This is a genomic window from Mesorhizobium sp. Cs1299R1N3 (assembly GCF_037179625.1).
Classification (GTDB): Bacteria; Pseudomonadota; Alphaproteobacteria; order Rhizobiales; family Rhizobiaceae; genus Mesorhizobium; species Mesorhizobium salmacidum.
This window is the reverse complement of record NZ_JAPYKQ010000002.1, coordinates 602,583-621,741: the sequence shown is the minus strand read 5'-3', so window position 1 is coordinate 621,741 and position 19,159 is coordinate 602,583. Positions and strand designations below refer to the sequence as shown.

Genomic DNA, 19,159 nt, shown 5'->3' with positions numbered 1-19,159 from the left:
GTTTGGAAACGTGGAAGTTACTGGTTCGGAACCTGAGGCGCCGCCGGTGCGGTGTTGGTGGTGCCATTGGTCGCCGGCGGCGTCGAGCCGGCGGCGGGTGCCGGGGCCGGAGGCTTTGCCGCGGCGTCGTTTCCGGACGGTGGCGTCGGCGTAGCGTTGCCGGCGGGTGCCGGCGTGGTCTTGCCCGGCAGTTGGTTGAGCACGCCCTTGCCGTCCGAGGTCGTGGGAACCCGATCGAGAATGTCGATCGGTTTCTCGCCGTAGCGGGCGATGATCGACAAGGTCAGCGACGTCACAAAGAACGCAGCCGCCAGGATCGCCGTCGCCCGGGTCAAAGCGTTGGCGGCGCCGCGTGCCGTCATGAAGCCCGATCCGCCACCAATGCCGAGGCCGCCGCCTTCGGAGCGCTGCAGCAGCACCACGCCGACAAGGGCGAGCACGACCATGAGATGGATGACGATCAGTACGGTTTGCATAGTTTATCCTGGCAAGGCCCTGCCCGGCCGCGGACACGACCGGTGAATTGGAGGCGGCTCAATACAATGCTTTCACGGCATTTCCAAGCCCGTGGCCGGAATATGGGAAGCAACGCGCCCTTTGCAACGAATTTGGACGGGACGAGACCCGCCCACCCTCGTGAATCTCAGCCTGCAATGCTGCGATAGGCTTCGGCGATACCCAGGAAATCAGCCGCTTTCAGGCTGGCGCCACCGACCAGCGCGCCATCGACATTCCGGACGCCCAGCAGCTCCACCGCGTTGGACGGCTTGACCGAGCCGCCATAGAGAATACGCATCCTGGCAGCGGCGTTCCCCAGCTTTTCCGACAGCTTTTCACGGATATGCGCATGCGCTTCGGCCACATCGGCCGCGGTTGGCGTCAAGCCGGTGCCGATCGCCCATACCGGCTCATAGGCAATGACGGTGTTGGATGGCGTGGCACTTGGCGGCACCGAGCCGGCCACCTGGCGCGACAGCACCTCCAGCGTGGCTCCAGCCTCACGCTCCTGCCGCGTCTCGCCGATGCAAACGATGGCCACCAGCCCGGCACGCCAGGCCGCGGTGGCCTTGGCCTGGACCGTCGCGTCGTCCTCGCCGCTTTGTTCGCGGCATTCGGAGTGACCGACAATGACATGGCTCGCGCCCGCGTCCTTCAGCATCTCCGCGGAAATGCAGCCGGTATAGGCGCCGCTCTCCTTGCTATGGCAGTCCTCACCGCCGGCATGGACCGGCGTGCGTGACAGGATCTCCGCGGCATGGGAAAGCAGCGTCGCGGGAACACAGACCAGTGCTTCGGTCTCGGCGTCGAGCCCGCTCATGAAACCGTTACCGATCATCCTGAGCTCGTTCAGCGAGGCGCTGGTGCCGTTCATTTTCCAGTTGCCGGCGACAAGCGGGCGAATTCCTGGCGTCATGGTGTGCTTCTCCGGGCGATATCAGGCTCTGGCCCTCACTACCAAAATCGGGCCACAAAGCAATCGACAGTGGACCGGAAGGGCGCTATTGCGCTTGTTTCAAACTCGGCGCATGCGAAAATGCGCATAAATCGGAAGTAACCATGCTTGGTATATTGAGAAGCGCGGCGGGTACCTGGGTCGCGAAGACATTGCTTTCGCTGCTGGTGGTCAGTTTCGCCGCGTGGGGCATCTCCGGACGGCTGATGGGCGGCCTTGCGGGCCACGATTCGGTGATAACGGCCGGCGGCACCAAGGTATCGATCAACGAATACCGCCTTGCTTATGACCGCCAGCTCGCCGTCATGTCGCAGCAGTTCGGTCAGCGCCTCACTCATGAACAGGCAAAGGCGCTCGGCATCGACAACCAGGTGCTGGCGCAACTCGTTTCCGGTGCCGTTCTCGACGAACAGGCACGCAAGCTGGGCCTCGGCCTCTCCAAGGACCGGCTGGCCGAACTCACCCGCGAAGATCCGGCTTTCAAGGGCCCTGGTGGTCAGTTCGACCGAAGGACATTCGACTACATGCTGCACGAGGTCGGCATGCGGCCCGAGGATTACCTGAAGAACCGCGCCCAGGTGGCGGTGCGCCAGCAGATCGTCGAAGCGGTCTCGGACGGCCTCAAGGCGCCGGACACGTTCTTCAGGGCGGTCGCGCTCTACCGCGGTGAAGACCGCACCGTCGACTATTTGACATTGCCAAAGACGCTGGTCGAGCCGATCGAAGCGCCGATCGACAGCGTGCTCCAGGCCTATTTCGAGGCCAACAAGAAAACCTACGCCGCACCTGAATACCGCAAATTCTCGTATGTCCGCCTGGAACCGGTGGACATCATGGACACGACAGCGGTCACCGACCAGCAGGTCAGTGACGACTACAACAAGAACAAGGCACGCTACACCACACCCGAAATGCGCACCATCGAGCAGCTTGTGTTCAAGACGCCGGATGCGGCCAAGGCAGCGCTCGATTCGCTCAAGGCCGGCGCCACCTTCGACAAACTGGTGATCGCCGAAGGCAAGACGCCGGCCGACACGCTGCTTGGCACGCTCGCCAAGGACAAGATCGCCGACAAGGCGGTTGCCGATGCCGCCTTCGCGCTCAACGTCAATGAAGTCAGCCAGGTCGTTCAGGGCACCTTCGGCCCAGTGCTGTTGCGCGTGACCGAGATCAAGCCCGAGGTGGTAAAGCCGCTCGCCGAAGTGTCCGACCAGATCCGCAAGGACCTGGCGCTGGGCGAGGCAAGCCGCATCCTTTTGGATGTACACGACAATTATGAGGACACCCGTGCATCGGGCAGTTCTCTGGCCGACGCGGCCGCCAAATTGAAGCTTAAGGACATCACCGTCGACGCCATCGATCGCAATGGCCTGAGGCCCGATGGCTCCATCGTCAAGGACCTGCCGGAATCACCGTCGCTGATCAAGGCCGTCTTTGATGCGGAACCCAACACCGAAAACGAGGCGCTGACCACCGCGGACAACGGCTTCGTCTTCTATGAGGTCGGTTCGATCACACCGGCCCGCGACCGCACTCTTGACGAGGTGCGCCAGAAAGTTGTCGTCGACTGGACGGCGGCCGAGACCACCAAGCGGCTCGCCGCCAAGGCGGGCGAACTCGAGAAGCGCCTCAAGGCCGGCGCCACGCTCGACGTCATCGCCGGTGACCTCAAGCTGGAAAAGCAGACCAAGCGCGGCTTGAAGCGCGAAGCCGATGATGCCGATTTCGGCAAGGAGGGCGCCGCAGTGATGTTCGGCGTCGGCGAAGGCGGCACCGGCTTGATCCCCTCGCCCACCGGCGACGGCCAGATCCTGTTCAAGGTCGCCGAAGTGTTCGAACCTGCCGGCGCCGACGCCAGCTCGGTGCCGGACGACGCGCAGAAATCATTCACCTCCGGCATGTCCGACGACCTGCTCGACCAATTGGTGGCGCAGTTGCAGACGCAGTACGACGTCCGCATCGACCAGGCCGCCGTTACCCAAGCCTCGACGAGATGAGCGCGCTGAAAACCCATATCGCCAAGGTCGCGACCGGCACTGCCCTGTCCTTCGAGGAGGCCTGCGAGGCCTTCGACATCATCATGTCGGGCGATGCGACCCCAGGGCAGATCGGCGGCTTCCTGATGGCGCTACGCGTGCGCGGCGAGACGGTGAACGAGATTTCGGGCGCTGTCGCCACGATGCGCGCCAAGATGCTTCGCGTCGATGCCCCTGACGGCGCCATCGACATCGTCGGCACCGGCGGCGACAATTCGCACTCGGTCAACATCTCGACGGCCTCTGCCTTTGTCATTGCCGGCAGCGGCGTGCCTGTCGCCAAGCACGGCAATCGTGGCCTGTCCTCGCTGACCGGCGCGGCCGACGTGCTGATTGCCCTCGGCGTCAAGATCGACATCGCGCCGGAGATTATCGGCAAATGCATCCATGAAGCAGGCGTCGGCTTCATGTTCGCGCCGGCGCACCATCCGGCGATGAAGCATGTCGGTCCGGTTCGGGGCGAGCTTGGCACGCGCACCATCTTCAACCTGCTCGGCCCGCTTTCCAACCCGGCCAGCGTCAAGCGGCAGATGGTCGGCGTGTTCATGCCGGAATGGATCATGCCGGTGGCCGAAACGCTGAAGGCGCTCGGCACCGAGCATGCCTGGGTCGCCCATGGCGATGGCTATGACGAGATCACCACAACAGGCGAGACGCAGGTCGCCGAACTGGTTGGCGGCGAAATCCGCAGCTTTACGCTGACCCCGGAAGAGGTTGGACTAAAGCGCCATACCAAGGGTGAGCTGCGCGGCGGTGATGCCGCCTATAATGCCAAGGCCTTGCGCGACATGCTGGGCGGCGCCGCCGGCGCCTACCGCGACACGGTGTTGATGAATGCCGGCGCCGGACTGGTGATTGCGGGCAAGGCGACGACACTCGGCGACGGCATCGCCATCGCCGCGCAGGCGATCGACAGCGGCCGGGCGCTGCAGGTGCTCGACCGGCTGGTCGAAATTTCGAACGGGTGAACCGTGTCTGACATTTTGCGCAAGATCGAAGCCTACAAGCGCGACGAGATAGCCGCCGCCAAGGCACGCCTGCCGCTGGCCGAGATCAAGGCGCGCGCAAAAGACGCCGACGCACCGCGCGGGTTCCTCGCCGCGCTCGAAGCGAAGCGCAGATCGGGCAGCTTTGCACTGATCGCCGAGATCAAGAAGGCAAGTCCGTCCAAAGGGTTGATCCGTGCCGATTTCGATCCGCCGAGTCTGGCCAAGGCTTATGAAAAAGGCGGCGCGGCCTGTCTTTCCGTGCTGACCGATGCGCCCTCCTTTCAGGGCGCACCGGAGTTTCTGACCAAGGCGCGAGCCGCCGTGACGCTGCCCGCCCTGCGCAAGGATTTCCTATTCGACCCCTATCAGGTCTATGAGGCGCGGGCCTGGGGGGCGGACGCCATTTTGATCATCATGGCCAGCATCGATGACGCCATGGCAAGCGAACTCGAATCGACGGCATTCGAGCTCGGCATGGATGCCCTGATCGAGGTGCACGACGAAGCCGAGACGGAGCGCGCGCTGAAACTGTCATCGCAATTGATCGGCATCAACAACCGCAACCTGCGGACATTCGAGACCAGCCTCGATACGTCGGAGCGGCTGCGGGCGATGGTGCCGGGTGGTCATTTTCTGGTCAGCGAAAGCGGCATCTTCTCGCATGACGATTGTCTTAGACTGCAAAGGATGGACATCGGCGCCTTCCTGGTGGGCGAGAGCTTGATGCGCCAACGGGATGTGACCGCTGCAACACGCTCGCTGCTCACGGGCAAGGCGTCCGATGGGTCGGCCCAAAAATCGGAATCGATTTTCGGAGAGCACGATGCATGAAGTCAAAGTGATAGAACGCACTTTGTGCGTCCGAATGGACGCACGTCGCTCTATGGCGATTTGACGATGGCTGCCAACCTCACGCACCTCGGCGCGCAGGGCGAGGCCAACATGGTCGATGTCGGCGACAAGGACGAGACGACGCGCACCGCGATTGCCGAGGGTTTCGTCTCGATGCATCCAGAGACGTTGAAGACCATCCTTACCGGCAATGCCAAGAAAGGCGATGTGCTCGGCACCGCGCGCATCGCCGGCATCATGGCGGCGAAGAAGACGCATGAATTGATCCCGCTCTGCCATCCCCTGCTGCTGACCAAGGTTTCCGTCGACATTGAGCCTGATCATGCGCTGCCAGGCCTGAAGGTCACTGCCCTGGCGCGCGTCACCGGCAAGACCGGGGTCGAAATGGAGGCGCTGACCGCCGCGTCCGTGGCCTGCCTGACCATCTACGACATGGCAAAGGCGGTGGACCGCGCCATGGTCATCTCAGGTATCCGGCTGGTCGAAAAAGCCGGCGGCAAGTCTGGCGACTACAAGGCAGGTGCCTGATGGCGCTGGTTCCGGTCGCCGAGGCGCTCGAACGCCTGCTTGATGGCGCCGTGCCGCTGGAGGGCGAAAGCGTTCCTCTCATCGAGGCTGTCGATCGCGTGCTGGCGGAACCCGTCGTGGCGCTTCGCACCCAGCCACCTTTCAACGCTTCGGCCATGGACGGTTATGCAGTGCGTGCCGCCGACGTGGCGTCGGTGCCGTCGAAACTCGCGGTGATCGGCATGGCGCCGGCCGGGCGTGGCTTTGACGGTACGGTCGGCCAGGCACAGGCCGTGCGCATCTTCACCGGCGCACCGCTGCCTGACGGCGCCGACACCATCGTCATCCAGGAAAATGTCCGGGATATCGGCGGTGGCAATATCGAGGTGATCGAGCCCACCGCAGAGTGGCGTAACATCCGCCGCATCGGCCTCGATTTTTCCAAGGGCGACGTGCTGCTGGAAAAGGGGCGCGTGCTCGACCCGGCGGCACTGTCGCTGGTGGCATCGGCCAATCATCCCCGAGTGAGCGTGGTAAAACGGCCGCTGGTCGCCATCATCGCCACCGGTGACGAGCTGTTGCCGCCCGGAAGCGAACTCGGGCCTGACCAGATTATTTCGTCGAACGCCTATGGCGTCGCCGCGGCAGCACAGTCGGTCGGTGCCCGAGCGCTCGATCTCGGGATCGCCGCCGACCGCAAGGACGCCATCGCCGGCATGGTCAGGAAAGCGGTCGCGGCGGGCGCCGATGTCATCGTCACGCTCGGCGGCGCCTCGGTCGGCGACCACGACCTGATCCATGACGTGTTGACCGGCGAAGGCATGACGCTCGGCTTCTGGAAGATCGCCATGCGTCCCGGCAAGCCGCTGATGTTCGGACGCCTCGGCGATATCAGATGCATCGGCCTGCCCGGCAACCCGGTGGCAAGCCTGGTCTGCTCGCAATTGTTCCTGAAGCCGCTTCTGGCAAGGCTGGGCGGTCGCGCCTACCGTCAGGACATCCGTCAGGCGCGGCTGGGCACCGCAATGCCCGCCAATGACCTGCGCCAGGATTATGTGCGGGCGGTGGTCAGGGAAGACCACGACGAACTGGTGGCAACGCCGTTCGGCATCCAGGATTCCTCGATGCTGAGGATGCTCGCCGACGCCAACGGGCTGGTCGTGCGCGCGCCTTTTGCCCCTGCATCCGCTGCCGGAGACGTTTGCAGCGTTCTGATGTTGCGCTGAAGCATTTTCCTGTAATAAGCTGATAACAAGACAAAAATGATCTCGGCTATTCCGAGATCAAGGTCCGCGTCAACGCATGGGCCGGATCGGCAAGGCCATCGACGACGTCGTAATGATGCCGATCGGGCTCGACCACGGCACTGGTGATGGCGCCAAGCCCGGTCCAGATATTGGCCAGCAATGCATTCTGGCGCAGGAACTCGGAACGCTCCCCGCCGCCAGCCCAGCAGGTGATGCGGACACCATCCAAGGGCCGCAGCAGTGCCGGGCTTTCCGTCAGCGCCTCATGCTCGTCGATTTTCAGCACCGTGTTCATGTCCGTGCGCATCAGCGGACGCAAATCATGCAAGCCTGAAATCGAAACGACATGGCGTATGCGCCGCGAGACATCGGCCGCCAAAGGCGTCGATGTCGTCACCATGCGGCTGGCGAGATGGCCGCCGGCCGAATGTCCGGTCAGCGTCAGTGGTCCCCCGACCATGGCCGCCGCCTTGCCGATCGCCGCCCCGATTTCGCTGACGATGCCGGCGATGCGTATATCGGGGCATTGCGTATAGGACGGCATCGCCACGGCAAAGCCGGTGCCGACCCCGCCACCGGCGAGGTGCGACCACAAGCTCTTGTCGGTCTCCATCCAATAGCCGCCATGGATGAACACCACGAGTCCCCTGGGCGCGACATCGGGAAGGAAAAGATCGAACCGATTGCGCGGCCCGTCGCCATAGGCGATGTCGAGCCGTGCCCGGCCCTGAGCCGACATCGCGTCTCGGAATGCTTGCGCGGGTTCCGCCCAGGCGGCCGGCCAACGGTCGCTGCCGGCGATATTGGCGCCGTTGGCGTAGGCATTGTCCCAGTCGGCAATGCGATGGTCGAGCATCGGCACCCTCCCCGAAATGGCATCGTTTCAACACTAGCAATGGCCGCCGCCATGTCATGCGTCAATGCTCGAGCGAAAAACATTTTAGGCTTGAAACAAATTTCGACTGGTGCGATCCTTCGCTCTGTTCCACCATGGACGTGAGGCAGACAGGGGCAGCCGCAAGATGCTTGGGCCTTCAGCACATACCGACACGTTCACGCGCGATCATTTGCCGCCGCCCGACCAATGGCCCGACTTCCTGCTCGACGGCTTCGACTATCCAGAACACCTCAACGCCGGTGTTGAACTGACCGACAGGCTGGTCGAGAAGGGTCTCGGCGACCACACCGCGCTGATCGGCAACGGCCGCCGCCGCACCTACAAGGAACTGTCCGACTGGACGAACCGGCTCGCCCATGCGCTGGTCGAGAATTATGGCGTCAAGCCGGGCAACCGGGTGCTGATACGCTCCGCCAATAACCCGGCAATGGTCGCCTGCTGGCTGGCCGCCACCAAAGTCGGCGCTGTCGTCGTAAACACCATGCCGATGCTGCGCGCCGGTGAACTCACCAAGATCGTCGACAAGGCGGAAATAACGACCGCGCTCTGCGACACCAGGCTGATGGACGAGATGACCGCCTGCGCCAAGGACAGTGCGTTCCTGAAGCAGGTGATCGGCTTCGACGGCACCGCCAACCATGACGCCGAGCTCGACCGCGCCGCCCTCGACAAGCCGGTCACCTTCACCGCCGTCAGCACCGGCCGCGATGACGTCGCCCTGCTCGGCTTCACCTCGGGCACGACAGGCGTGCCGAAGGCGACGATGCATTTCCACCGCGATCTCCTGATCATCGCCGATGCCTACGCGCGTGAAGTCCTGCAGGTGACGCCGGACGACATCTTCGTCGGCTCGCCGCCGCTCGCCTTCACCTTCGGCCTTGGCGGGTTGGCCATCTTCCCCCTGCGCTTCGGCGCGGCGGCGACCTTGTTGGAGCAGGCGACGCCGCCCAACATGGTCCACATCATCGAGACCTACAAAGCGACCATTTCCTTCACCGCGCCGACCGCCTACCGCGCCATGCTGAAGGCCATGGACGAAGGCGCCGACCTGTCATCGCTGCGTGTTGCCGTTTCCGCCGGCGAGACATTGCCGGCACCGGTCTTCGAAGAGTGGACGCGAAAGACCGGCAAGCCGATCCTCGACGGCATCGGCGCCACCGAAATGCTGCACATCTTCATCTCCAACCGCTTTGACGACAGGAAGCCGGCTTCGACCGGCAAGCCGGTCGGCGGCTATGAGGCCCGCATCGTCGACGGCGACATGCACGAGGTGCCGCGTGGCGAGACCGGACGGCTGGCGGTGCGCGGGCCAACCGGCTGCCGCTACATGGCCGATGACAGGCAGAAGGACTATGTGCGCGACGGCTGGAACCTCACCGGCGACACCTTCACGCAGGATGAGGACGGCTTCTTCCACTTCGCCGCGCGTTCCGACGACATGATCGTCAGCGCCGGCTACAATATCGCCGGACCCGAGGTCGAGGCGGCGCTGCTGTCGCATCCCGATGTCGCCGAATGCGCGGTCATCGGCGCCGACGATGGCGAGCGCGGCCAGATCGTCGAGGCGCATGTCGTTCTGGTGCAAGGTGTCTCGCCAGACGCGATGACCGTCAAGCGCCTGCAGGACCACGTCAAGGCAACCATCGCGCCCTATAAATACCCGCGATCGGTCAAATTCATCGCCGCTCTGCCCAAGACCCAGACCGGCAAGATCCAGCGCTTCCGGCTGCGCACGGAGAAAATCAATTGAGCGAGCCCTACGATCCGGCGTCCGAAGGTGCTGAGATGTCGTTCAAGGAACGCATGTCCTACAGCGACTATCTGCACCTGGAGAAAGTCCTCGACGCGCAGGCGCCGCTGTCATCGGCGCATGACGAAATGCTGTTCATCATCCAGCACCAGACATCGGAATTATGGATGAAGCTCGCCTTGCATGAGATCGGTGCAGCGATCCGTTCGATCCGTGCCGACCGGCTCGAGCCGAGCTTCAAGATGCTGTCGCGCGTCGCCCGCATTTTCGAGCAGTTGAACAATGCCTGGGACGTGCTGCGCACGATGACGCCCAGCGAATACACCGAGTTCCGCGACTCGCTCGGCCAGTCCTCGGGTTTCCAATCCTGGCAGTATCGCGCCATCGAGTTCATGGCCGGCAACCGTAACCTCGCCATGCTCGGGCCGCACAAGCACCGGCCGGACCTCAACGCCAAGCTGGAGGCGATTCTGGCCGAGCCGTCGCTCTACGATGAAGCGCTGCTGCTTCTGGCGCGCAACGGCTTCGACATTGGGGCGGACGCAAAGCGCACGGAATGGCGCGAGACGCGGACGGAAAACGAAGAAGTCCTGGTCGCCTGGCAGACGGTGTACCGCGATCCGCAGCGCTACTGGATGTTCTACGAATTGGCCGAGAAGCTGGTCGACTTCGAGGACTACTTCCGCCGCTGGCGCTTCAACCACGTCACCACGGTGGAACGCATCATCGGCCTGAAGCGTGGCACCGGCGGCACATCGGGCGCCTCCTATCTCAAGAAGATGCTCGAGGTCGTCCTGTTTCCCGAACTCTGGAACGTCCGTACCCGGCTCTGAACCCTTGTTTGACGACTGTTCAGGTCACCGCCGTCTTGACCGCGAAGCGGGCATCCTTCCAGGCGCCGGTGCGCAGGATATCTTCCAGTACCTCGACCGCCTGCCATACATCGGTGTAACCGACATAAAGGGGCGTGAAGCCGAAGCGGATCGTCGACGGCGCACGGAAATCGCCGATCACGCCGCGCTCGATCAGTGCCCGCATCACCTGGTAGCCATTGGGGTGGAGGAATGAAACCTGACTTCCACGCGCATTGCCATCGCGCGGGCTTTCCAGCTCCAGGCCGTAGGCGCCGCATCTGGTCTCGACGAGTTGGATGAACAGATCGGTGAGCGCGATGCTCTTCTTACGCACCACCGCCATGTCGACATCGTCCCAAAGGTCCAGTGCCCCCTTCAGCGCCCGCATCGACAAGACAGGTTGCGTGCCGCACAGGAACCGGCGGATGCCGCTGCCGGCCGCGTAACCCTGTTCGAAGGCAAAGGGCCGCGCATGGCCCCACCAACCGCTGAGCGGCTGCCGGACTTTGTCGTGATGACGCTCGGCGGCGTAGATGAAGGCTGGCGCCCCCGGGCCGCCATTAAGGTATTTGTACGTGCATCCGATGGCAAAATCGGCATTGGCGCTGTCGAGCTCGACCGGCAAGGCGCCGGCCGTATGGCAGAGGTCCCAGACGATCAGCGCACCGACCTGATGGGCCTTGCATGTCAGTGCCGCCATGTCGCGCAGCTGGCCGGATTTGTAGTTGACATGGTTGACCAGGATGACGGCGACACGCTCGTCGATCAGTTCCTCAAGGGTCGGCGCGTCGACGCCCTCGAGCCTCAGCACGGTGCCGGGCCGCGTCGAGGCCACGCCTTCGGCCATGTAGAGATCGGTCGGAAAGCTGTCGCCCTCGGCGACGATGACCGAGCGGTCCGGCCGCATGCCGAGTGCGGCATGCAGCACCTTGTAGATGTTGATCGAGGTCGTATCGCAGACCACCGTCTGGCCGGCCGCCGCACCGATCAGGCGTCCCAGCTGGTCGCCAAGCGCGACCGGCATGTCGAACCATCCGGCTGTGTTCCATGCGCGGATCAGGTCCTGCGCCCACTCCTGCGTCGCTGCCTTCTGCAATTCGTCAAAGACGGCGGGCGCCGCGGCCCCGAGCGAATTGCCGTCGAGGTAGATGACGCCTTCCGGCAAGATGAAGCGGTCGCGCATGGCGCGCAGCGGGTCCGCCGCGTCCATGGCTTCGACGGCTGCGAGATCGAGCGTTGCACGCATCATTTGTGACATTCCCTGATTATTCACGCCCTGGTTATTCACGGATAGCTTCGCGTGCTGGCGCCGGCCCGCGGCTGCGCTTGAGACTGGGCAAGGCGAGCATGGCCAGCACGAACAGGCCCGTGGCAAGCTTCAGGTCGGGCGGCGGCATGCCGGCGGCAAGGCAGAACGACACCAGCTGGTAGTAGATGATCGCGCCGGCGAAAGGCGCCAGCAGCTGCCGCCAGACCGTTTGCTTGCCGACGACGGCCTCGCCGATCATCAGCGCGGCAAGACCGTTGATGAGGATGCCCAGCCCCATATTGACGTCGGCGAACCCCTGCGACTGCACCATCAGCGCGCCGCTTGACGCCGAAAACGCGCTCGCCAGCCCGACACCGCCTATGGTCGCGGCCCAGACATTGATTCCTTGCGCCTCGGCCATGTCAGGATTGGCGCCCACGGCGCGCACGGCCGTGCCCTTCTCGGTCCTGAAGAACATGTAGAGCAGCATGAAGGCGATAAGCGCGAGAAGGCCAGCGACGACGATCTTGCTGGCGGGAAAACCCGGCCGCGCGAACGGCACCCAGTCGAACACCGTCGGCGAGCCGAACACGGAGAGGTTGGACTTGCCCATGATGCGAAGGTTGATGCTGTAGAGCATCGTCATCATCAGGATGCCGGCAAGAAGCGTGTGGATGCGGAAGCGCAGATGGATGAACGCGGTGCAGCAGCCCGCCGCGAAGCCGGCAACGAGGGCGGCGGCGATGCCCATCAGCGGCGATGCGCCGGCGGCAAGGAGAACGCCGCAGACGCAGCCGCCCAGCGGAAAAGCGCCTTCGCTGGTGAGATCGGGAAAATTCAGCATGCGAAACGGGATCATGATCCCGAGCACGACAAAGGCCAGGATCAGGCTCTGCGCCAAGGTGACCGGCATGATAGCGACGAAGCTGGCGAGAACGTCCTGAACAAAACCCATGATGATCAGCTCGCCAGCAACATGCGATCGGTTTTGACGGAGAAATGGCCGATCAGATCGATAACCGTGACCCTCGCCTTCTCCTCGCCGCTAACTTCCAGAAGGACGCGGCCCGCGTCGAGCATGATCACGCGGCTGCCATAGTCGACGGCGTGCTGCATGTTGTGGGTCACCATCAAAGTCGTCAGCTTCAGCGCGCTGACGGCGCGCACCGTCGCCTGCATGACAATCTCGGCCGTGCGCGGATCGAGTGCCGCGGTATGTTCGTCGAGCAGCAGCAAGTCAGGCGATCCGCCGACCGCCATGATCAGCGACAAGGATTGCCGCTGCCCGCCCGAGAGCAGGTCGACGCGTGTGTCGAGGCGGTTTTCAAGGCCGAGACCCAGTATCGACAGGCGTTCCCTGTAGGACGCAAGGCGGGTGGCGTTCAGCCCCTGGCGTAAGGTGCGCTTGCTGCTGCGCAAATCAGCCAGCAGCATGTTTTCAGCAACCGTCATGCTGGCGGCGGTGCCGCGCATTGGATCCTGGAATACGCGAGCCAGTCTCGAGGCGCGCTTGTGCACCGGCATACCAGTCACATCGGCGCCATTGATCAAAATCTGGCCGGAATCGAGGATCAGAGCGCCGGAAATGGCATTAAGCATGCTGCTCTTGCCGGCCCCGTTGGAGCCGATGACGATGCCGAACTCGCCTGTGGCCAGCGACAGGCTGAGACCGTCCAGCGCGATCTTCTCGTCAGCCTGGCCCTTGTAGAATACCTTACGCGCGGATCGGATCTCGAGCATCGTTCCTCCCTGACCTCGGGGTGACAGCGCCCGCGCCGTCACCCTCACAGCGCCGATGTCAGTCGACGATGCAGCCGCAATCGGCCATCGAAGCCGGTATCTCGATGCCGAACGCAGCCATCGCCTTGCGCGAGATCAACGCCATGTGGTCCTTGTAGGCCGGGCGTGACGGCGCGATCGTCTTGGGATCCTTGCCTTTGAGGACTTCGGCTGCGATGTTGCCGGCGTTGATCCCGACCTGCGTATAATTCACCGCGAAGCTCGCCGGCACCGTGCCGTTGCGGACCGCGCTGTCATCGGCGTTGACGATCGGGATACCGGCCTGGCGCGCGGCGGCGGAGACAGCGGCGATCGCCGGCTGGATCAGGTTCGAGGTCGGTCCGTAGATCACATCGGCTTTCCCGGCGAGCGAGGCGATGCGTTGCTGGATATCATTGACGTTGTCGATGCCGACTTCCACGACCTCGAAACCGGCGGCCGGTGCCGCCGCCTTGATCTTCTCGATCAGGGCAACGTCGTTGGCTTCACCGGGATTGTAAGGCACGCCAAAGCGCTTGGCGTTTGGTAACAGCTTCTTGGTGAAGGCCATCACCGCGGCAACATCCTGAAGATCGGTGGCGCCGGTCATGCCTTCATCACCGGAGTCCCACGACGGCACGAGCTTGGCCGCCACCGGATCGGTGACCGCGGCGAAGACGATCGGAATGCCGGAGCCCGCGAGCGCTTTCTTGGCGATCTGCGAGACCGGCGTGGTGATGGTGTAGATCAGCTTGGGCTGCTCGGCCTGCAGCTTTGCGATCATCTGCGGCACCAGCGATGCATCGAAATTGGTATGGCTCTCCGTATAGACGACGTCCTTGCCGTCGACGAAGCCATTGTCCGTCAGCGCCTTCTTGAAGCCGGCTATGGCGGCGTTCAATTGCGGATGCTCGCCAAAATTGGCGATGCCGATGCGGATCTGATCGGCGGCGGCACCGCCGGCGCTCACCATCAATGCGCCGGCCACGAACAAACCCGACAGCCAAGCGGATTTCGACTTCAACATCATTTCCTCCCAGATTTGATCGACGCCGCTTGCACCGCGGCTAGTGCGGCGATCATGGTCAGTCCGCCGGCCCGTGTCAAACATTATATATAATTCTTGCCATGCACCTACATCATATATAATTTTCCTCTGCCAGACGATGGATGGACCGTGATGCAGGATCAAACGATCTCCACAAAGACGGAGGCAGCCTATCAGCTGTTGCGGCGCGATATCCTGACGACGCGCCTCATGCCCGGGGCCCCGCTCAAGCTGAGTGCGCTGCGCGGGACCTATGGTGTCGGCTGGACGCCGTTGCGCGAAGCCTTGTCGCGGCTAGAGGCCGAACGCCTGGTCACCGCCATCAGCAATCGTGGTTTTACCGTCGCTCCGGTATCGCGGGCCGAACTGGAGGACCTGGCACGCGCCAGGATGGTGATCGAGATACCCCTGTTCCTCGAATCGATGGAAAAAGGCGGCAAGGAGTGGGAGGATGCCGTTGTCACCGCCCACTACCGGCTCTCCCGTTGCAAGACCGCGGTCGACGATCCTTCGGATGCGGCCGTCGATAAATGGGACGAGAACCACGAGGCTTTCCATGCGGCGCTGCTGAGCGCGGCGACTTCCAATTGGCTCATGCGATTCCGCTCGACCATCGCCGATCAGCTGCGACGGCATCATCGTTTTCTCGGCCTGGCGCCGACATTGCGGGCCGCGGCTGGCCTGAAGGACGGTTATGAAGAGGCAATGGAGGCATTGTGCGAAGCGATTGCGATCGAACACCATACAGCGATCATGGAAGCTGCACTCGATCGTGACGTCGAGCGGGCCAAGGCGCTGATGACGGCGCATATCGGCTATACCCTGCACGTCTATGTCCATAGCGAAGACAGCGGCGCGACCAAATACTCCGCGCGCGCCGGCAGTTTGAAAGCGGGTTCCGGGTGACTTCAGCGCTTGCGCGACGCCTGTTGGCATGCGCTGGCCGGAGTGGGCCAAACGCCTGGATCCATCGCCGCCCCAGAGCTACCAATCGTTGGCGTTTTGGTTTCGTTTCGTTCCGCGAATAATGGATCCATAAATTGTACAATCCACCCGCGAAGAGCCCTCCGAAAGACTGATGCCAAGGCCCATCAGTGGATAGGCCACAGGCCATTAACCAAAACAATTTCAACGCCTGCCGATCGCGGAAGGGGTCGGCCGCAGTCCGCTGCCGCGGCAAAAAACTTCAGACGCGTTAACAAATTCATTAAACTTTAAACGGTTGCGGAACACAACTGGAACGGATAGTGTTTGTTCTGGGTTTGTTTTTTCGATTCTGGTTCAGACCTTTCGTTCAATGCCTTGGGGGCCGCCATGCTGACACGCAAGCAACATGAACTGCTGATGTTTATCCACGAACGGCTCAAGGAAAGCGGGATACCGCCCTCCTTCGACGAAATGAAGGAAGCGCTCGATCTTGCCTCCAAATCGGGCATCCATCGCCTGATCACGGCGCTGGAGGAACGTGGCTTTATTCGCCGGCTACCCAATCGGGCGCGCGCGCTGGAAGTGCTGCGGCTGCCGGACTCGATCGCGCCGGGCCTCAATGCGGCAAAGAAGTTCTCGCCAAGCGTCATCCAGGGCAGCCTTGGCCAAGGCAGTCTCGGCCGCCAGATCAGGCCGGCGACGGCGCCTTCGCGCCTGCCCGCGGCCGGCAACGACGACGATGCGGTTTCAGCCGTGTCCATCCCGGTCATGGGTCGTATCGCCGCCGGTGTGCCGATCGATGCCATCCAGCATCAGACGCATTCGATTTCGGTGCCGCCGGACATGATCATGGGCGGCGAGCACTATGCGCTGGAGGTCAAGGGCGACTCGATGATCGAGGCCGGTATCTTCGACGGCGACACGGTCATCATCCGCAATGCCGATACAGCAAGTCCGGGCGAAATCATCGTGGCGCTGGTCGACGAGGAGGAAGCAACGCTGAAGCGGTTCCGCCGCAAGGGCGCCTCGATCGCGCTCGAAGCCGCCAATCCAGCCTACGAAACACGCATCTTCGGACCGGATCGGGTCAAGGTGCAGGGCAAGCTTGTCGGGCTGATCAGGCGCTACTGAACTGGCTTGCCATCGGGCTTGTCGGCCTTTTTATAGGGGGGCAGCCCCCTCGCCTCGCGTGAGAATTTTCGCTGCTCGTGCCAAGGCCGGTAAGGTCCGTCGACGGCGAATTCGATCGCAGCCGGGCTCGTGGCCGACAGGGGATCGAAGAAGACGGCGGCACTCCCCTTGCGGGCGAGCTGCCGTTTGGTGATGACGAGAACCAGCGGATTGTGGCAGGCGTCATAGGCGGTCGCGTCATTGACGACGATCAGGTCAGCGAAGGCGCAGGCCTTCCAGGTGTTCTTGCGATCCTCGACATAGGCGATGATCGCGCCGGAAGGGTGCCTGGCAAGGCACAGGCCTTCGCGGCAATAAAACGGCGATCCCAGCGGCAGGTCGGTGGGAGCGGAAATATCGAATTGCCCGTCCGTCTTGTCGAACATTTCCGGTAGGACGATTGTTTCGGAGATCAGAGCGCGTTTCCAGTTGTCGGCTGCGAATTCGTTCGGACGTTCCCGGTTGACGGCCAGTTCGCCATTGCCGATCGACAGAGCCACCAGCCGCGCATCTTCCGAGATCAGCACATCGGGCGCGCGCGTGTGCGACACAGTCAACAGACCGGCAAGCGCGAATGGCACCGCCGTGAGCCGGAGCCAGGTCGTCGCCATCGTCGCGATGACCAGCGCGACAGTGACCAGCAGCACGGATTGCTGCGAAATCAGGCCGACTCCATCGACCGGAGAGCGCTCCGATATCCACGCCGATATGGCGATCATCGCTGTCAGGCCCTTGCCCATGAGGTAGAGAGCCGGCCAATCCAACCCGAACGGCATCAGCAACGCGCTGGCGACGGCCAGGAACATCACGACCGACACGATCGGCATGACGGCCAGATTGGCGAACAGGCTGAGCGGCGACACCCGCTGGAAATGCCAGATGGCAAACAGTGCCGTCGCGCTGCCGGCGATGATGGACGTCATGGCCAATCCACCTGTCGCCAGCAGGAATTTTCGCGTCAGAAACCCGGGTAGGGATCGCTTTGGCGGCGGAGGCCTCGTCTTTCCCGCATGGTGGTCGGCCCAGCCGGCATAGGCGCCAACCAAGGCCGCGGTTGCCGCGAACGACATCTGGAAACTCGGGCCGACGACCTCGTGCGGCGAAACCAGGATAACGGCGATCGCCGAGATCGCCAGATTGCGCATGGTTAGCGCCGCGCGATCGAACAAGACGGCGATCAGCATCACCGCCAGCATGATGAAGCTGCGTTCGGCCGCGACGACGACGCCCGAAATGACGAGATAGGCGGCGATCGAAAACAGTGCGGCGGCGGCGGCGTATTTCTTCACCGGCCGGCGCGCGGAAAAGCCTGGAAACAGCGCGAAGGCACCGCGCAGCAGACCCATGATGGTGCCGGCCACCAGCGCCATATGCAGACCCGAAATGGAGATGATGTGATAGATGCCGGTGCGCCGCATCGCTTCGTTGATTTCATCGGGAATGCCGGCCCGCACGCCGACGATCAGCGCCGCCGCGATCTCGCCTTCGGCGCCGCCAATGCTGCCCCTGATGTGGTCGGCGATGGCTTCGCGGGCATTTTCGATGCCTGAAAACACGCGTGCCGGCAGCGGCATCTCACCGGCTTTGGCGGAGACAACCGTTGGATTGCCGAGAAAGAAGCCGCTGCCGCCGATGCCGGCGAAATAGCTGTCGAAGGAGAAGTCGTAGCTGTCCGGCCGCACCGGGCCGGTCGGCGGCAGCAGTTTGGCATAGCCTGTGATAAGCGAGCCGGCGGTCATTTCGGGCGGTATCTTGCGTGCCGAAAGCCGGACCCTTTCAGGCGCGTAACGCAGTTTCGGCCGGGCGGTCGAAATCACGTCCATGGTCAGCCGGATGCGGCCGCTCTCCATCTCCTCGAGCGAGATCACGCGGCCGGTCAGTTGCGTCGAGATTTCCGAGCCCAGCATCCGGGTTCCGGCTCGCCATGTTTCGACCTTCGCCGCGAGCAGGCCAAGCACAATCAACAGCAGCGCCATGAAACACAGATGGGTTTTCGGCCAGGAGCGCGAGACGAATGCACAGACCGCCGCCAGAACCACGACCGCGACAGGCTTTGCAAAATCGGGCTCGGACGCCAGCGAAAAGTAGGCGATCGCCCCAACGGCCAGGCAGACCGGCACCAGCAGGAAGGCGATGCCCCGGTTGAGTTCCAGCTCCGCCGCCTTGGCGACGCCGTGACGCAGGCGAGGCAAGGATATCGGGCCGATTTGCCGGCGCATGCGCACAATCCGGCGTGCAGCAGGAGATGGAGTTGGCGCTGGGCTATCCGCCTGCAGCGGCTGGGTTGCGGGCGCAGCCACGAGCGGCGATGGCAGCGGGATCGCAGGAGGCGTCGCAAACAGGGATCGCTCGCTGACGCCGACAATGGCGCCCTCGCCCCGATCCGAGCCCCGGCCTCGTCCAGTCATCGGGTCTGCCCCT

Annotated in this window: 17 protein-coding genes; 9 read left to right on the top strand and 8 right to left on the bottom strand. The window is 63.2% G+C overall.

Features of this window, described 5'->3' with window-relative positions; genetic code table 11:
* Positions 1 to 17 precede the first annotated feature (17 nt).
* Positions 18 to 476: a preprotein translocase subunit SecG gene (gene secG / locus O7B34_RS08430; protein ID WP_337145602.1), complete on the bottom strand. Its 459-nt coding sequence runs from the start codon at positions 474 to 476 to the stop codon at positions 18 to 20.
* A 167-nt stretch (positions 477 to 643) separates the two neighbouring features.
* Complete coding sequence (tpiA, locus tag O7B34_RS08425) at positions 644 to 1,414, bottom strand: triose-phosphate isomerase (protein ID WP_337145601.1); 771 nt, start codon at positions 1,412 to 1,414, stop codon at positions 644 to 646.
* A 143-nt stretch (positions 1,415 to 1,557) separates the two neighbouring features.
* Here tpiA and O7B34_RS08420 point away from each other — a divergent pair, with 143 nt between their 5' ends.
* From O7B34_RS08420 to O7B34_RS08400, 5 genes are all read left to right on the top strand, one after another.
* Positions 1,558 to 3,450, top strand: a complete 1,893-nt coding sequence (locus O7B34_RS08420) for a SurA N-terminal domain-containing protein (RefSeq protein WP_337145600.1) — start codon at positions 1,558 to 1,560, stop codon at positions 3,448 to 3,450.
* Positions 3,447 to 4,457, top strand: coding sequence for an anthranilate phosphoribosyltransferase (gene trpD, locus O7B34_RS08415; protein ID WP_027142642.1), 1,011 nt, complete (start codon positions 3,447 to 3,449; stop codon positions 4,455 to 4,457). Before O7B34_RS08420 ends, trpD begins: the two co-directional genes overlap by 4 nt.
* 3 nt (positions 4,458 to 4,460) lie before the next feature.
* Positions 4,461 to 5,309: an indole-3-glycerol phosphate synthase TrpC gene (trpC, locus tag O7B34_RS08410; protein ID WP_337145599.1), complete on the top strand. Its 849-nt coding sequence runs from the start codon at positions 4,461 to 4,463 to the stop codon at positions 5,307 to 5,309.
* A 66-nt stretch (positions 5,310 to 5,375) separates the two neighbouring features.
* On the top strand, positions 5,376 to 5,858 hold the full coding sequence (gene moaC, locus O7B34_RS08405) for a cyclic pyranopterin monophosphate synthase MoaC (protein ID WP_337145598.1): 483 nt from the start codon (positions 5,376 to 5,378) through the stop codon (positions 5,856 to 5,858).
* Entirely contained in the window at positions 5,858 to 7,063 is a 1,206-nt protein-coding gene (locus O7B34_RS08400) for a molybdopterin molybdotransferase MoeA (protein WP_337145597.1), read from the top strand. Before moaC ends, O7B34_RS08400 begins: the two co-directional genes overlap by 1 nt.
* Positions 7,064 to 7,109: 46 nt before the next feature.
* On the opposite strand, the gene O7B34_RS08395 is transcribed toward O7B34_RS08400, so the two are convergent.
* Complete coding sequence (locus tag O7B34_RS08395) at positions 7,110 to 7,940, bottom strand: alpha/beta hydrolase (RefSeq protein ID WP_337145596.1); 831 nt, start codon at positions 7,938 to 7,940, stop codon at positions 7,110 to 7,112.
* Between the two features lie 166 nt (positions 7,941 to 8,106).
* Between O7B34_RS08395 and O7B34_RS08390 the strand changes: the two genes are divergently transcribed.
* Together O7B34_RS08390 and kynA are read left to right on the top strand one after the other, a co-directional pair.
* Entirely contained in the window at positions 8,107 to 9,732 is a 1,626-nt protein-coding gene (locus O7B34_RS08390) for an AMP-binding protein (RefSeq protein ID WP_027142637.1), read from the top strand.
* The gene (gene kynA / locus O7B34_RS08385; protein ID WP_337145595.1) at positions 9,729 to 10,565 is read left to right on the top strand and encodes a tryptophan 2,3-dioxygenase; all 837 of its coding nucleotides are present in this window, start codon (positions 9,729 to 9,731) and stop codon (positions 10,563 to 10,565) included. The genes O7B34_RS08390 and kynA overlap by 4 nt, the downstream gene beginning before the upstream one ends.
* A 19-nt stretch (positions 10,566 to 10,584) precedes the next feature.
* Here the strand turns inward: kynA and kynU are convergent, their stop codons facing one another.
* The 4 genes from kynU to O7B34_RS08365 are packed head-to-tail and all read right to left on the bottom strand — an operon-like array spanning position 10,585 to position 14,620.
* A complete protein-coding gene (gene kynU / locus O7B34_RS08380) occupies positions 10,585 to 11,832 on the bottom strand; it encodes a kynureninase (protein WP_337145646.1) in 1,248 nt (415 codons plus the stop codon).
* A gap of 34 nt (positions 11,833 to 11,866) precedes the next feature.
* Positions 11,867 to 12,790 carry an ABC transporter permease gene (locus O7B34_RS08375; RefSeq protein ID WP_337145594.1) on the bottom strand — a complete coding sequence of 308 codons (924 nt, stop codon included), beginning with the start codon at positions 12,788 to 12,790 and terminating at the stop codon, positions 11,867 to 11,869.
* A gap of 5 nt (positions 12,791 to 12,795) precedes the next feature.
* Entirely contained in the window at positions 12,796 to 13,575 is a 780-nt protein-coding gene (locus O7B34_RS08370) for an ABC transporter ATP-binding protein (RefSeq protein ID WP_337128103.1), read from the bottom strand.
* 58 nt (positions 13,576 to 13,633) lie between these two features.
* Positions 13,634 to 14,620, bottom strand: a complete 987-nt coding sequence (locus O7B34_RS08365) for an ABC transporter substrate-binding protein (RefSeq protein ID WP_337145593.1) — start codon at positions 14,618 to 14,620, stop codon at positions 13,634 to 13,636.
* Positions 14,621 to 14,773: 153 nt separating this feature from the next.
* Here O7B34_RS08365 and O7B34_RS08360 point away from each other — a divergent pair, with 153 nt between their 5' ends.
* Together O7B34_RS08360 and lexA are read left to right on the top strand one after the other, a co-directional pair.
* Entirely contained in the window at positions 14,774 to 15,547 is a 774-nt protein-coding gene (locus tag O7B34_RS08360) for a GntR family transcriptional regulator (RefSeq protein WP_337145592.1), read from the top strand.
* 408 nt (positions 15,548 to 15,955) lie between these two features.
* Positions 15,956 to 16,699 (top strand): transcriptional repressor LexA, encoded by a 744-nt coding sequence (lexA, locus tag O7B34_RS08355; RefSeq protein WP_337145591.1) that lies wholly within the window; start codon positions 15,956 to 15,958, stop codon positions 16,697 to 16,699.
* On the opposite strand, the gene O7B34_RS08350 is transcribed toward lexA, so the two are convergent.
* Positions 16,693 to 19,146, bottom strand: coding sequence for a ComEC/Rec2 family competence protein (locus tag O7B34_RS08350; protein WP_337145590.1), 2,454 nt, complete (start codon positions 19,144 to 19,146; stop codon positions 16,693 to 16,695). The genes lexA and O7B34_RS08350 overlap by 7 nt on opposite strands.
* Between the last annotated feature and the right edge of the window lie 13 nt (positions 19,147 to 19,159).